Raw genomic sequence first — 14,660 nt, 5'->3', positions numbered from 1 at the left:
AGGAGTGGATATGACTCAGCGCATTGCATATGTGACCGGCGGCATGGGCGGCATCGGAACCGCCATTTGCCAGCGCCTGGCCCGTGACGGCTACAAGGTGGTGGCGGGCTGCGGCCCGAATTCGCCGCGCCGCGAGAAGTGGCTCGAACAGCAGCGCGCGCTCGGCTTCGAGTTCGTGGCGTCCGAGGGCAACGTGGCCGACTGGGATTCGACCAGGACCGCCTTCGACAAGGTCAAGGCCGATGTCGGCGAGGTGGACGTGCTGGTCAACAATGCCGGCATCACCCGCGACGTGGTGTTCCGCAAGATGACGCGTGCCGACTGGGACGCGGTGATCGACACCAACCTGACGTCGCTGTTCAACGTGACCAAGCAGGTCATCGACGGCATGGCGGACCGCGGCTGGGGCCGCATCGTCAATATCTCGTCGGTGAACGGGCAGAAGGGCCAGTTCGGTCAGACCAACTACTCGACGGCCAAGGCCGGCCTGCACGGCTTCACCATGGCGCTGGCGCAGGAAGTGGCCACCAAGGGCGTGACGGTCAACACGGTGTCGCCGGGCTATATCGCCACGGACATGGTCAAGTCCATCCGCCAGGATGTGCTGGACAAGATCGTGGCGACGATTCCGGTCAAGCGCCTGGGTCTGCCGGAGGAAATCGCGTCGATCTGCGCGTGGCTGGCTTCGGACGAATCGGGCTTCTCCACGGGCGCCGACTTCTCGCTCAACGGCGGCCTGCACATGGGCTGACCGACCGCTGGCTGCGCGGCGCGCGGCCGGCCTGCTGCGGCGCACCGAGCGCGCTGCAGCAGGCCGGAAGCGTGCCACGGCGCACCTCGGAAAACGGGCCGCCTGGCTGCCAGGACGGCCCGTTTTGCATACGATGCTGCGGGTTTTCCTTAATCGGGGTGGCTTTTCTTAGTGCTTTCTTGAGCATAGAATCAGGTCAGCGGCGCCCCCGGCACCAAACTAGAGCGCGGCGCGGGCGCCCCCAATTGCGCAGTGCATCGCATGCGGTGCAGCAGCGCGCAGCAGCAGATGCGCACCCCCTGCATCAGCGACGACAAAGGATAGAGCACCGATGGCCACGACCAAAAAAGGCGCAGAGCGACTGATCAAGAAATACCCGAATCGCCGGCTCTACGACACGCAGACCAGCACCTACATTACGCTCGCGGACGTCAAGCAGCTGGTCATGGATTCCGAGGAATTCAAGGTCGTGGACGCCAAGTCCGGCGATGAACTGACGCGCAGCATCCTGCTGCAGATCATCCTGGAAGAGGAAACCGGCGGCGTGCCGATGTTCTCGAGCCCCATGCTGTCGCAGATCATCCGCTTCTACGGCCATGCCATGCAGGGCATGATGGGCACCTACCTGGAAAAGAACATCCAGGCGTTCATCGACATCCAGAACAAGCTGGCCGAGAACTCGAAGGGCCTCTACTCGGGCGAAGCGTTCAGCCCGGACATGTGGTCGCAGTTCATGAACATGCAGGGCCCGATGATGCAAGGGATGATGAGCAACTACATCGAGCAGAGCAAGAATCTGTTCGTGCAGATGCAGGAACAGATGCAGAGCCAGGCCAAGAACATGTTCGGCACGTTCCCGTTCAACCAGCAGGAAAAGAAGTAAGCCACCGCGAGACACCTGAGCCGGCACCGCCGGCCGCCTGGAATGAGGCGCGCGCGGCGATGTCGTTTGTCATGAAGCGAGTGGCTCCCGCTTCTGCATCACGACGCCCAATTGCCCGCCCTGGGTTAGAATTCGCCCCACCTTCGGCCTTGCGCCGGCCCCCACAAGATGCAGTCAGGAAGTACAAGTGAAAAGTGACGAAAAATCAACGGCTTACGCGGCCGGCGTAGCCAATTCGCCCCGCGTGGGGTTTGTCAGCCTGGGCTGTCCGAAAGCGCTCGTGGACTCCGAGCAGATCCTGACCCAGCTGCGTGCCGAAGGCTACGCGATCAGCGGTACCTATAACGATGCCGATCTGGTCGTGGTCAACACCTGCGGCTTCATCGACGAAGCCGTGCAGGAGAGCCTGGACGCCATCGGCGAGGCCCTGACCGAGAACGGCAAGGTCATCGTCACCGGCTGCCTGGGGGCCAAGAAGGATGCGGCCGGGCATGACATCGTCTCGTCGGTCCACCCGAAGGTGCTGGCCGTGACCGGCCCGCATGCGCTGGGCGAGGTCATGCAGGCCGTCCACACGCACCTGCCCAAGCCGCACGATCCGTTCACGGACCTCGTGCCGCCGGCCGGCATCAAGCTGACGCCCAAGCACTACGCCTACCTGAAGATCTCCGAGGGCTGCAATCACCGCTGCTCGTTCTGCATCATCCCGTCGATGCGGGGCGATCTGGTATCGCGTCCGGTGGCGGAAGTGATGCTGGAGGCGGAAAACCTGTTCAAGTCGGGCGTCAAGGAACTGCTGGTGATCTCGCAGGACACCAGCGCCTATGGCGTGGACGTGAAGTACCGCACCGGTTTCTGGAACGGCCGTCCGCTCAAGACCCGCATGACCGAACTGGTCGGCGCGCTGGGCGAGCTGGCCAGCCAGTACGGTGCCTGGGTGCGCCTGCACTACGTGTACCCCTATCCGCACGTGGATGAGATTATTCCGCTGATGTCGCAGGGCAACGTGCTGCCGTACCTGGACGTGCCGCTCCAGCATGCCCACCCGGACGTGCTCAAGCGCATGAAGCGCCCGGCCAATGCCGAAAAGACGCTCGATCGCATCCGCGCCTGGCGCGAGATCTGCCCCGAGCTGACCATCCGCAGCACGTTCATCGCCGGTTTCCCGGGCGAGACCGAGGAAGAGTTCCAGACGCTGCTGGACTTCATCGCCGAAGCCGAACTGGACCGCGTGGGCTGCTTCGCCTACTCGCCCGTGGACGGCGCCACCGCCAACAACCTGCCCGGCGCGCTGCCGGACGCCGTGCGTGAGGAGCGCCGCGCGCGCTTCATGGAAGTGGCCGAGGAAGTTTCCGCACGCCGCCTGCAGCGCAAGGTTGGCCAAACGCTGCGCGTGCTGGTGGACGAAGTGAACCAGGATGGCGGCGTGGGTCGGTCGTCGGCCGATGCGCCCGAGATCGACGGTCTGGTCTATATCGACCCGGCCGCGAAGCCCTCGCAACGCTACAAGACCGGCGACTTCGTCCACGTGAAGATCACCGGTGCCGATGGTCACGACCTGTGGGGTGAAGTGGTCTAAAGATCACTGCCGGGTCCGGGACATTAGGTAAAAGTACGGTCGTTCGTTTTGGGGTGGCCGGGACTATACTGTGCGCCGCAACATGAACTCATGGAGACAAGACATGACGCGTGAAGTGGTGGTTGTCAGCGGTGTGCGCACCGCAGTTGGCACCTTCGGCGGCAGCCTGAAGGACCTGGCCCCGACCGATCTGGGCGCGCTGGTCGTGCGCGAGGCGCTGGCCCGCGGCAATGTGTCTGGCGATGACGTCGGTCACGTGGTATTCGGCAATGTGATCCAGACCGAACCCAAGGACATGTACCTGGGCCGCGTGGCGGCCGTGAACGGCGGGGTGTCGATCAACGCCCCCGCGCTGACCGTGAACCGTCTCTGCGGCTCGGGCCTGCAGGCCATCATCAGCGCTGCCCAGACCATTCTGCTCGGCGATGCCGACGTGGCGATCGGTGGCGGCGCGGAGAGCATGAGCCGCGCGCCGTACCTGGCGCCGATGGCGCGCTGGGGCGCGCGCATGGGCGATGCCAAGCTCGTCGACATGATGCTCGGCGCGCTGCACGACCCGTTCCACGCCATCCACATGGGCGTGACGGCCGAGAACGTGGCCAAGGAGTACGACATTTCGCGCGCCCAGCAGGACGAGGCTGCGCTGGAGTCGCACCGCCGCGCGTCCGCCGCCATCAAGGCCGGCCATTTCAAGGACCAGATCGTTCCCGTCACGCTGAAGTCGCGCAAGGGCGATGTCGTGTTCGACACCGACGAGCACGTGCGCCACGACGCCACCATCGACGACATGACCAAGCTCAAGCCGGTCTTCGTCAAGGAAAACGGCACGGTGACGGCTGGCAATGCGTCCGGCCTGAACGACGCGGCCGCCGCCGTGGTGCTGATGGAGCGCGCCGAAGCCGAGCGCCGCGGCCTGAAGCCGCTGGCGCGCCTGGTGTCCTACGGCCACGCCGGTGTGGACCCGAAGACCATGGGTATCGGCCCGGTGCCGGCCACCAGGATCGCGCTCGAACGCGCCGGCCTGACGGTCAAGGATCTCGATGTGATCGAAGCCAACGAAGCCTTCGCCGCCCAGGCGTGCGCGGTGACCAAGGCGCTCGGCCTCGATCCGGCCAAGGTCAACCCGAACGGCTCGGGCATCTCGCTGGGCCATCCGATCGGTGCGACCGGCGCGCTGATCACCGTCAAGGCCGTGCACGAACTGCAACGCGTGCAGGGCCGCTATGCGCTCGTGACGATGTGCATTGGCGGTGGCCAGGGCATTGCTGCTATCTTTGAGCGTATCTGAGTCCTGATCCGGGGTTTGCCTTGCTGCGTCCGATGCCTTTCCGCCTGACCGTTGTGGCCGCGTTTGCGGTGTTCGTCCCGCTGGCCGCCCAGGCGGCTGGCGGCGAGTCGTTGTCGACGGGTGGGCAGGGCAGTCTCGGCATCAACGACGCGATCCGCGCTGGGGAAGCCCGGCGCGGGACGTCGTTGTCTTCGGGCCCGGTCGGCTCGCTGGCGCCGCGCTCCGAGTACGCGAAGTTCCCGGTCTACGTCGGCAACGTCGGCGACAAACAAGTGCGGCTGCGCGTGGGCGCCAAGACCGACACCCGCGACAGCCTGCAGGGCGAATACGCGTCCGGCGACGGCAAGGGCGGTGTGCGCCTGCTGTCCGGCGAATGGAACGAAGGCGCCTTCCTGATGGAAGAGTCCGATGACGGCACGCGTGTCTCGGGCAACTGGGAAGGCCGTATCGACCAGAATGGCGCGGTGAGCGGCACCTGGACCGACGCCTTCAACCCGGCCATCGTGCTGCCGTTCTTCATCCGTCCCCTCGGCGGCTATCTCGTCATTCCGCCCTTCGACATGCGGCCCAGCAGCGGCGTCACCTACGCGCCGCTCGTGCCGAAATCCTCGATCTCGATCGGCAACTCGCGCTGACATCGGCGTGGTGGCCCCTCGGCCACCCCGGCATTTGCTGGTAAGCTCGGACGTCTGATCCGACCTCCCGCAAAACGAGGAACTCGCCGTGTCCGACCATTCCCAATCCGACGCCTCCCGCTATCTCCAGACGCTCGCCGTCCAGCCCGAACTCGATATCGCGCCGGGCTTTGATTCGTTTTCCACGCCGACCTATCGCGGCTCGACCGTGGTCTTCCGCAATCTGGACGAATTGCGCGCCTATGGCGACCCCACCAAGACGTACTGGCGCTACGGCCTGCACGCCACGCCCACCAGCGAGGCGCTGTGCCAGCAACTCGCCCAGATCGAAGGAGGCCGGCAGACCCTGCTGCTGCCGTCTGGCATGGGCGCCATCTCGCTGGTCTATTTCGCGTTCCTGAAGTCGGGCGACGATGTGCTCGTGCCGGACAACGTCTACGGCCCCAATCGCGACCATGGCGAGTGGCTGGCCCGCGAATTCGGCGTGAGCGTGCGCTACTACCATCCGATGGCGGGTGCCAGTATCGCCTCGATGATCCAGCCGAACACCAAGCTGATCTGGCTCGAGTCGCCGGGCTCGGTGACGATGGAGGTGCCCGATACCGAGGCCATCGTCGCAGCGGCCAAGGCGCGCGGCGTGCTGACGGCCATCGACAACACATGGTCGGCGGGGGTCTACTTCCAGCCGTTCGCGAAGGGCATCGACGTCTCGGTGCAGGCGCTGACCAAGTACCAGTCGGGCGGCAGCGACGTGCTGATGGGCGCCGTGATCACGGCCGACGAATCGCTCCACAACCGCCTCAAGCGCACGCGCATGGTGATGGGCTGGGGCGTGTCCGCCGATGACTGCTTCCTGGTCCTGCGCGGCATGGCGAGCATGCCGGTGCGGCTGGCCGCGCACGACCGCGCCGCGCGCGAGATTGCCGAATGGCTGACCAAGCGGCCAGAGGTGACGCGCGTGCTGCATCCCGCGCTGCCCGATTGCCCCGGCCATGCCGAATGGCGGCGTGACTTCACCGGCGCGAGCGGGCTGTTCTCGATCATCCTGCACAGCCGTTTTGGGCGCGAGCAGGTGGATGCCTTCGTCGAGGCGCTGAAGCTGTATGCGATTGGCTGGTCGTGGGGCGGGGCGCACAGCCTGGCCGTGCCGTACCACGTGGAGGGCATGCGCCCGGCGGGCACGTGGCCGCCGGCTGGCTGGGAAAATGCGGGGGAGCTGGTGCGGCTCTACATCGGCCTGGAAGATTCACGCGATCTGATCGCGGACCTGAAACAGGCGATGGAAAAGCACCTGCGCTGAAGAGGGAAGCAGAAGGCGTCCCTCCCCGAGGGGGAGAGACGCCGGCACATCAGGACGCGTCGGCCTTGCGCAGGGCCGGCTGCGCGGCTTGCTCGGACGTAGCCGGGCGCAGCGCCCAGACCGATTCCGCCGGGCCGTTGTGCGCGCGCCGCTGGGTGGCGCGGGCCAGCACCACATAGCCCACTGCCAGCGCGATGGCGCCGATATCGAAGCCCGCCACACCCCAGCGCCCGTGCAGGGCGGCCACGACGAAGTGGTCGCCGGTCAGCAGGGCATTGGCGAGCGGCACAGTCAGCGAGGCCAGCGCCGCCACATAGAGCAGCTCGACGGCCGCCCGCACCGGCGGACGCACCAGCGACCAGCCCACCGCCAGCAGGAACACCGGCCAGAACACATAGCTCACGGCGCGCTCAGGCCACAGCAGCGCGGCCGGGAAGCACAGCGCCACGCCGATACAGGTGCCGATGCACACGCCCACGGTGGCCTGCGCCAGCAGTCGATGCACGCGCGGCTGCTCGGCCTGGCGCGTCTTGCGGCGCGACTCGATCCACAGCAGGTTGCCCGAATAGAACAGGAACGCGCCCGCCAGACCGGCCAGCAGGTACAAGATCCGCACGGGCAGGTTGCCGTAGGTGCCGTAGTGCAGCGCGAAGACGCCGCTATACAGCGTGTGATTGGTGTCGCGCGCGCCGGGGGTCTGGTTGGCGATCAGCTTGCCCGCGTTCGGCTCGTTGGCCGCCGCGTGGATGCCCACCGAGCCGCCATTGCCGAGCGCGCGCTCGCTGTCGCCACGGACTTCCGCCACGGCATTGGCATCGCCATAGCGCTGGAAGCGGATGGCTTCCGGCGTGAAGCGTTCGCCGCCATGCTCGCGCGCGATGGCCAGCAGTTGCGCCGCCGGCATGGTCGGCGAAGGCCGTCCGGCCGCCGTCATTTCCGGCGTGGCCGCAATCGCGGTGGGCACCTGCTCGAACAGCTTGCCGTTGAAGGTGAGCGCGTTGAACACCATCACCATGACCAGCGACAGGCACAGGAACGCGCCCGTGACCGCGAACACCATGTGGAACGGCAGGCTGAACAGGCCGATCACGTTGTGCGCGTCCATCCAGAACCGCTTCAGGTTGCGGCCCGGCCGCACCGCGAAGAGGTCCTTCTTGAGACGCGGCAGGTGCAGCAGCACGCCGGACACCAGCGCCAGCCCGTACAGCACCGAGATCACGCCCATGAAGTAGGTGCCGTTCTGGCCCAGGCCGAGCGAGTAGTGCAGGGAGTTCAGGAACGCCGACAGCTCGCCGGTGACGTGGTCGAGCGAGGTGTTGCGCTGCGCGGCGGCGTCGCCGTTCAGCGCCGTGCCATTGATGGTGTGCCACGCACCGGCCTTGTCCTGCCAGTAGGCGTTGAAATCGGGCTCTTCCTTGCTCGGCAGGGCCACGTAGACGCTGGCGGCGGCATCCGGATGCACGGCCACCAGCTTCTGGACGAAGGCGTCGACGGCCGGGCCCTCCACGTGGACCTCGGTGGCGTGACGGCCTTCCAGGCGGGCCGGGTTCTGCCAGATGTGCAGCTCGTGGTGGAAGATCGTGATGGCGCCGGCGAAGAAGGCGATGAAGAGCGCCCAGCCGGCCATCAGGCCGACCCAGGTATGCAGCGTCTGGTAAAGGCGGAGGGTATTGGGTTTCATGGAGAGGTCCTCACGACCCGGCCAGCGCGGACGCGGCGGGCATGGTGTTCGTCAGGCGCAGCGCCCACAGGAGGCCGAAGCAGATCAGGTTGGCGCCCCCCAGCCAGAGCCACGCAGCCGTGCTGGTGCGGAACAGCAGGCTCAGGCTGATCAGCGTGACCCAGGCGACGAAGCTGAGCAGCACTGCGGCGACCACGCCGCCATGCCAGCCGCCCGGCAGCCAGAGGATGCCCAGCGTGCACAGCGCGAGGGCCAGGGGCAGGCCCAGCAGTGTCCCGGCAAGCCATTTCGTGCCCATCATGCTGCGCTCCCTTCCCGGCGGACCAGCCCGCGACGGTGGTGGACCCACGTGCCGATGAACGGCCACAGGGACAGGCTGCAGGTCAGCGAGACCAGCGTGGCGGCGATGGCCACGGGCCAGCCTTCGGGCACGCTCATGGTCCAGGCGCTGGCGACCGTCAGCAACAGGCCGAGCCAACCCAGCAGCCGGGGCGGCAGGGGCGCCCGGCCTTCACCGTCGGCGGAGACAAACAGAACCTGGTTCGGCGCAGCGAGGTACAAGCACGCAGCCGCCGCCAGTCCTAGCAATACAGCGAACGCTTGCATGCGGGCAACATCGGAATGGTTGGAACTCAGAATAATAATGATTCGTATTTGTTTTCACAAGGAAATCAATACGTTGCGGTACATTTCGGCGGCCGAACGGGGGTGGAGAACTAGGGGAAATGCGATGCGGGCGCCGCCCGGAGCCAATCTCCGGGCGGGCTGGGGGGCGGAGATTTAGTGCGGGAAGAGGTTCAGCAGGCCGTCCAGGCCGACGTGGTTGAACGCCACGCTGGCCTGCGCGCGCACCACCGGCTTGGCCCGGAAGGCGACGGAGAGGCCGGCCACGGCCATCATCTTCAGATCGTTCGAGCCGTCGCCCATGACGATGGCCTGCGACACATCGGCGCCGATCTGCGCGCAGACCTCGCGCACCGTACGTGCCTTGACGTCCGCATTGACGATTTCGCCGACGACTTCGCCGGTGAGCTTGCCATCGACAATCTCCAGCGTGTTCGCGCGCGTGAAGTCCAGCTTCAGGCGCGGCTTGAGCTGGTCGGTGAAATGGACGAAGCCGCCCGACACCAGCAGCGTGCGCATGCCCAGCGCCTGCACGGTCTGCAGCATCCGCTCGGCACCCGGGGACAGGTGCAGGCGCTCCGCGTAGACGCGGTCGAGTACGCTGGCATCCAGCCCCTTCAGCAGGGCCACGCGGCGCCGCAGGCTTTCATTGAAATCGGTGATCTCGCCGCGCATGGCGGCTTCCGTGATGGCCGAAACCTCGGCCTTCAGCCCGCAAAAATCCGCAATTTCGTCGATGCACTCGATCGTGATCAGCGTCGAGTCCATGTCCATGGCCACCAGCCGGAAGTCCGAGAGCTTGCGCCCGGCCGGCACCACGGCCCAGTCGATGCCGCGTGGGCCGCAGGCTTCGTCCAGCGCCTTGTGCAGTGCGGGCGTCAGCGGGGCGCAGTCATCGGCGGCCGCGACGTTGGCCGCACGCAGCGTGAAGGGCGAAGCGTCGGCGATGGGGCGGATGGCGTCGAGATCGGCGGGCGACAGCGGGGACAGGCTCTGGAGAATCAGGGGCATGACGGCAGGGGGAAGTCGGGGCGGGGCGCGCAAAGCGAGGAAGGCGATATTGTAAGCGCACCGCCCTCCTGCTCAAACGCTCAAGCAGCTCAGGCGGCCACGCGCAGGCTGTCCACCACCTTGTGCAGGAAGGCTTCGCAGGCTTCCAGTTGGTCGAGGGCGACAAACTCGTCCGGCTTGTGGGCTTGCTGGATGTCGCCGGGGCCGCAGACCACGGCCGGGATGCCGGCGCGCTGGAACAGGCCGGCCTCGGTGCCATAGGCCACCTTGTTGGTGTCCCGGTCAGCGGTCAGCGCGCGCACCAGTTGCGTGATGGCGTCGGCCTCGGCAGCGTCGAGCGACGGCGCAGCGGCAATCTTCGCCAGCGTCAGCCCCGCGTCGGCATGTTCGGCGCGCATCTTCGGCAGCAGCACGCCATTCGCATATTCCTGAATCCGCGCGAAGATCGCCTCGGGATCCACGCCCGGCAGGTTGCGGAACTCGAACACGAACTCGCACAGCGCCGGAATGGTGTTCAGCGCGATGCCGCCCTGGATCGTGCCGGTGGAGGCGGTCGTGAACGGCACGTCGAAGGCTTGATCGTACGGGCCGTTGGCCTTGAATTCATCGGCGATGTCGCGGATGAAGCAGATCAGCCGCGCCGCGTATTCGATGGCGTTCACGCCCTTCGGCGTCAGCGACGAATGCGCGGCCTGACCCTTCACGCAGCAACGGTAGKCGTTGATGCCCTTGTGCGCGACGATCACGCGCATGCTGGTCGGCTCGCCGACGATGCAGCCGCCCGGCCGCACGCCACGGTCTCGCAATTCGGCCAGGAGATACGGCGCGCCCATGCAGCCGATCTCCTCGTCGAACGACAGCGCGTAGTGCACCGGCTCACGCAGCCTGGCCTCCAGGATGGTCGGCAGCAGCGCCAGGCTGGTGCCGATGAAGCCCTTCATGTCGCAGGTGCCCCGGCCATAGAGCTTGCCGTCGCGGATCACCGGCTTGAACGGGTCGGTGGTCCAGTTCTGGCCGTCCACCGGCACCACGTCGGTGTGGCCGGACAGCACGATGCCGCCATCGGTGGCGCCATTGGCCGCCGGCACGGTCACGAACAGGTTGGCCTTGTCGCCCTGCGGGTTGTAGCTCAGGTGCGGCCGCAGCCCCTTGGCCAGGAAGTGGTCGCGCACGGCCTCGATCAGGCCGAGATTCGAATGGCGCGACGTGGTGTCGTACGACACCAGCCGCTCGGTCCAGTCGAGCGCACTGCCGCGCGGCTTGGCTGCGGTGGCGGAAGATTGGGCATTGGCGTGGGCAGGCATGGGGCGGAAAGATGATTGATTCGTCAAGGATGCGATCCTACACCGTCACGCCAGTTGCCGCAGCGTGTGCTTGATGGTCTGGGCGCGCACGGCCACATCGGGCATCTTGGCCTCGATGCGCAGCTTGTCCTGCCCGGCCAGCTTGATATGGCGGTTCTTTTGCACGAGGTCGATGATGCGGATGGCGTCGATCGGCGGGTTCGGCACGAACTGCATGCTGATGGTGGCCTCGCCCGCATCGATCTTGCGCACGCCCAGCGGCACGGCGGCGATGCGCAGCCGGTGCGTCTCCACCAGCGCCTGCGCCTGCGGCGGCAGGCGGCCGAAGCGGTCGATCAGCTCTTCCTGGATGTTGTCCACGCTCTCGGCCGTCTCGCAGTTGGCCAGCCGCTTGTAGAGCGACAGCCGTTCGTGCACATCGGCGCAATAGTCGTTCGGCAGCAGCGCCGGCGTGCCGAGGTTGATCTCGGTGGTCACCTGCAGCGGGGCCATCAGGTCCGGCTCCTTGCCGGCCTTGAGCGCCTTCACGGCGGCGTTGAGCATGTCCGTATAGAGCTGGAACCCGATTTCGTGGATTTCGCCCGATTGCTTGTCGCCCAGCACCTCGCCGGCGCCACGGATTTCCAGGTCGTGCATGGCGAGGTAGAAGCCGGAGCCGAGTTCCTCCATCTGCTGGATGGCCTCGAGCCGGCGCTGCGCCAGCTTGGTCAGGCCATCGACATCATGGACCAGCATGTACGCGTAGGCCTGATGGTGCGAGCGACCCACGCGGCCCCGCAGCTGGTGCAGCTGGGCCAGGCCGAACTTGTCGGCGCGGTGGATCAGGATGGTGTTGGCGGTCGGCACGTCGATGCCGGTCTCGATGATCGTCGTGCAGAGCAGGATGTTGTCGCGCCGCGCCACGAAATCGCGCATCACGCGCTCCAGCTCGCGCTCGTGCATCTGGCCATGGGCCACGGCGATACGCGCCTCGGGCACCAGTTCCATCAGCCGGGCGCGCTTGTTCTCGATGGTCTCGACCTCGTTATGGAGGAAGTAGACCTGCCCGCCGCGCTTCAGCTCGCGCAGGATGGCCTCGCGGATCACGCCGTCTTCCTCGCGTCGCACGAAGGTCTTGATCGCCAGCCGCTTCTGCGGCGCCGTGGCGATGACCGAGAAGTCGCGCAGGCCCTCCAGCGCCATGCCCAGCGTGCGCGGGATGGGGGTGGCGGTGAGCGTCAGCACGTCCACCTCGGCGCGAAGTGTCTTGAGCGCCTCTTTTTGGCGCACGCCGAAGCGGTGTTCCTCGTCGATGATGACCAGGCCCAGGCGCTGGAACTTCACGTCGTCGGAGAGCAGCTTGTGCGTGCCGATGACGATATCGACGGTGCCCTCGTTAATCTGCTTGATGGCCGCGTCGATCTCCTTCTTGGTCTTGAAGCGCGACAGCTCCACGATGCGCACCGGCCATTCGGCGAAACGGTCGGACAACGTCTGGAAGTGCTGCTCCGCCAGCAGCGTGGTCGGCGCGAGCATGGCCACCTGCTTGCCGCCGAGCACGGCCACGAAGGCGGCGCGCAGGGCCACCTCGGTCTTGCCGAAGCCCACGTCGCCGCAGACCAGCCGGTCCATCGGCTTGCCCGAGGTCATGTCGGCGATCACAGCCGAAATGGCGGCGGCCTGATCGGGGGTTTCCTCGAAACCGAAGCTTTCGGCGAAGGTCTCGTAGTCCTGGGGCTGGAGCGGGAAGGCAAAGCCCTGGCGCAAGGCGCGGCGTGCGTACAGGTTCAGCAGCTCGGCGGCGGTGTCGCGGATCTGCTGCGCGGCGCGGCGCTTGGCCTTGTCCCACTGGCCGGAGCCGAGGTGGTGCAGCGGCGCGGATTCCGGATCGGCGCCCGAGTAGCGCGAGATCACATGCAACTGGTGCACGGGCACGTACAGCTTGCTGCCCTTGTCGTAGTCCAGGTGCAGGAATTCCTCCTCGCCCTGGCCCAGGTCCATCGTCACCAGCCCCTGATAGCGGCCGATGCCGTGCTCGCTATGTACCACGGGGTCGCCGATCTTCAGTTCGGCGAGGTCGCGCACCATCGAATCGACGGCGCTGGCCTGTTCCTGCTTGCGGCGGCCCGTGCGGCGCGCGGTGCCGGCGTAGAGCTCGGCCTCGGTCACGAAGGCCAGTTGCGCCTGCGGCAGCGCAAAGCCGCTCTGCAGCGGCGCCACGGCGATCGAGAAGTGCGCGTCACCGGCCAGATAGGCGGCGAAGTCGTCCACTGGCTGCGGACGCAGGCCGCTTTCGGCGAAGAGTTGCATCAGCGTCTCGCGCCGGCCGGCGGAGTCGGCGCACATCAGCACGCGCGTGGCCTTGTTCAGCAGCAGGGCCTCGAGGTTGACCAGCGGGTCTTCGGCGCGGCGGTTGACCGAGACATCGGGCAGGGCAGCCGAGAACGGTGCCTGCTCGGCCGTGGCCTCGCGCTGCAGCACCACGCGCGCCAGCGGCTTGGCGGCTACGAAGAACTGCTCCTCGGACAGGAACAGGTCCGCCGGCGGCAGCAGCGGGCGTTCGCGGTCGTGCCGCATAAAGGTGTAGCGCTGGGTGGTATCGGCCCAGAATCGGCGGATGGCCTCGTCGATATTGCCTGCGAACGCCAGTTGCGTGCCGGCGGGCAGGTAATCGAACAGGCTGGCGCTTTCCTCGAAGAACAGCGGCAGGTAGTACTCGATGCCGGCGGACGGCACGCCGTTGCCAATGTCCTTGTAGATCGGCGATTTGGTCGGATCTCCCTCGAACACCTCGCGCCAGCGGCCCCGGAAGGCGGTGCGGGCGGTTTCGTCGAGCGGGAACTCGCGCCCGGGCAGCAGGCGCACTTCCTTCACCGGGTACAGGCTGCGCTGGGTGTCGGGGTCGAAGGCGCGGATGGTCTCGATCTCATCCCCGAACAGGTCGATCCGGTACGGCAGGGCCGAGCCCATCGGGAAGAGGTCGATCAGCCCGCCCCGTACGCTGTACTCGCCGGGGCGCATGACCGCGCTGACGTGCTCGTAGCCGGCCAGTGTGAACTGGGCCTTGAGCGCGTTTTCGTCGAGTTTCTCGCCCTGCTTGAAGAAGAAGGTGTACGCGGCCAGGAAGGCCGGCGGCGCCAGCCGGTATAGAGCGGTGGAGGCGGGCACCAGCATCACGTCGCACTGGCCGGTCTGGATGTCGTGCAGCGTGGCCAGCCGCTCGGATACCAGGTCCTGGTGGGGCGAGAAGCTGTCGTAGGGCAGCGTTTCCCAGTCCGGCAGCAGCCGCACGCGCAGTTCGGGCGCGAACCACGGGATTTCCTCGGCCAGGCGCTGGGCGTCGGTGGCGTTGGCGCACATCACTGCCAGCATCGGCAGGGCGCCCTTGTGTTGGCGCGCGTAGGCGGCTACCAGCAGGGCGTCGGCGGAGCCGGTCAGGCCGGCCACCGCGTGACGCATGCCGGGCTTGACCAGCGACAGGTTGGCGAAGGATGTGACAGCGTGGATGTCAGGCATTGGCAGCAAGGGCGATCGAAACGACAGCGCCCCGCCGGCAGCGCGGGCGGGGGTTGGCCATGATAGTCCGGCCCCGGAAGGGATCTCCGTGGCGGTGGACAAGGGCCGT

The 14,660-nt window shown here is 66.8% G+C and carries 12 protein-coding genes; 6 read left to right on the top strand and 6 right to left on the bottom strand.

Features of this window, described 5'->3' with window-relative positions:
- Window positions 1–10: 10 nt before the first annotated feature.
- The 6 genes from AC1DP9_RS04510 to AC1DP9_RS04485 all read left to right on the top strand — a co-directional run bounded on the left by AC1DP9_RS04510 (window position 11) and on the right by AC1DP9_RS04485 (window position 6,436).
- The gene (locus AC1DP9_RS04510) at window positions 11–751 is read left to right on the top strand and encodes a 3-ketoacyl-ACP reductase (protein ID WP_092292936.1); all 741 of its coding nucleotides are present in this window, start codon (window positions 11–13) and stop codon (window positions 749–751) included.
- 331 nt (window positions 752–1,082) lie between these two features.
- Window positions 1,083–1,634 carry a polyhydroxyalkanoate synthesis repressor PhaR gene (phaR, locus tag AC1DP9_RS04505; RefSeq protein ID WP_092292938.1) on the top strand — a complete coding sequence of 184 codons (552 nt, stop codon included), beginning with the start codon at window positions 1,083–1,085 and terminating at the stop codon, window positions 1,632–1,634.
- Between the two features lie 187 nt (window positions 1,635–1,821).
- Complete coding sequence (gene rimO / locus AC1DP9_RS04500; RefSeq protein WP_369823384.1) at window positions 1,822–3,213, top strand: 30S ribosomal protein S12 methylthiotransferase RimO; 1,392 nt, start codon at window positions 1,822–1,824, stop codon at window positions 3,211–3,213.
- A gap of 103 nt (window positions 3,214–3,316) precedes the next feature.
- Complete coding sequence (bktB, locus tag AC1DP9_RS04495) at window positions 3,317–4,501, top strand: beta-ketothiolase BktB (RefSeq protein ID WP_477106729.1); 1,185 nt, start codon at window positions 3,317–3,319, stop codon at window positions 4,499–4,501.
- A 32-nt stretch (window positions 4,502–4,533) separates the two neighbouring features.
- The gene (locus tag AC1DP9_RS04490; protein WP_092292944.1) at window positions 4,534–5,136 is read left to right on the top strand and encodes a hypothetical protein; all 603 of its coding nucleotides are present in this window, start codon (window positions 4,534–4,536) and stop codon (window positions 5,134–5,136) included.
- Between the two features lie 88 nt (window positions 5,137–5,224).
- Entirely contained in the window at window positions 5,225–6,436 is a 1,212-nt protein-coding gene (locus tag AC1DP9_RS04485; RefSeq protein ID WP_092292946.1) for a cystathionine beta-lyase, read from the top strand.
- 49 nt (window positions 6,437–6,485) lie between these two features.
- On the opposite strand, the gene AC1DP9_RS04480 is transcribed toward AC1DP9_RS04485, so the two are convergent.
- From AC1DP9_RS04480 to mfd, 6 genes are all read right to left on the bottom strand, one after another.
- Complete coding sequence (locus tag AC1DP9_RS04480) at window positions 6,486–8,117, bottom strand: PepSY-associated TM helix domain-containing protein (RefSeq protein WP_441591143.1); 1,632 nt, start codon at window positions 8,115–8,117, stop codon at window positions 6,486–6,488.
- Window positions 8,118–8,127: 10 nt separating this feature from the next.
- A complete protein-coding gene (locus AC1DP9_RS04475; protein WP_177219880.1) occupies window positions 8,128–8,418 on the bottom strand; it encodes a hypothetical protein in 291 nt (96 codons plus the stop codon).
- Window positions 8,415–8,723, bottom strand: coding sequence for a hypothetical protein (locus tag AC1DP9_RS04470; protein WP_477106728.1), 309 nt, complete (start codon window positions 8,721–8,723; stop codon window positions 8,415–8,417). The genes AC1DP9_RS04475 and AC1DP9_RS04470 overlap by 4 nt, the downstream gene beginning before the upstream one ends.
- Window positions 8,724–8,897: 174 nt before the next feature.
- Window positions 8,898–9,752 carry a phosphoserine phosphatase SerB gene (gene serB, locus AC1DP9_RS04465; RefSeq protein ID WP_477106727.1) on the bottom strand — a complete coding sequence of 285 codons (855 nt, stop codon included), beginning with the start codon at window positions 9,750–9,752 and terminating at the stop codon, window positions 8,898–8,900.
- Window positions 9,753–9,841: 89 nt separating this feature from the next.
- Window positions 9,842–11,056 (bottom strand): acetylornithine deacetylase, encoded by a 1,215-nt coding sequence (gene argE / locus AC1DP9_RS04460; RefSeq protein ID WP_477106918.1) that lies wholly within the window; start codon window positions 11,054–11,056, stop codon window positions 9,842–9,844.
- A 45-nt stretch (window positions 11,057–11,101) separates the two neighbouring features.
- A complete protein-coding gene (mfd, locus tag AC1DP9_RS04455) occupies window positions 11,102–14,551 on the bottom strand; it encodes a transcription-repair coupling factor (protein ID WP_477106726.1) in 3,450 nt (1,149 codons plus the stop codon).
- Between the last annotated feature and the right edge of the window lie 109 nt (window positions 14,552–14,660).

The organism is Cupriavidus sp. 01L43, assembly GCF_056399925.1.
This window is presented reverse-complemented; position numbering and strand designations above follow the sequence as displayed.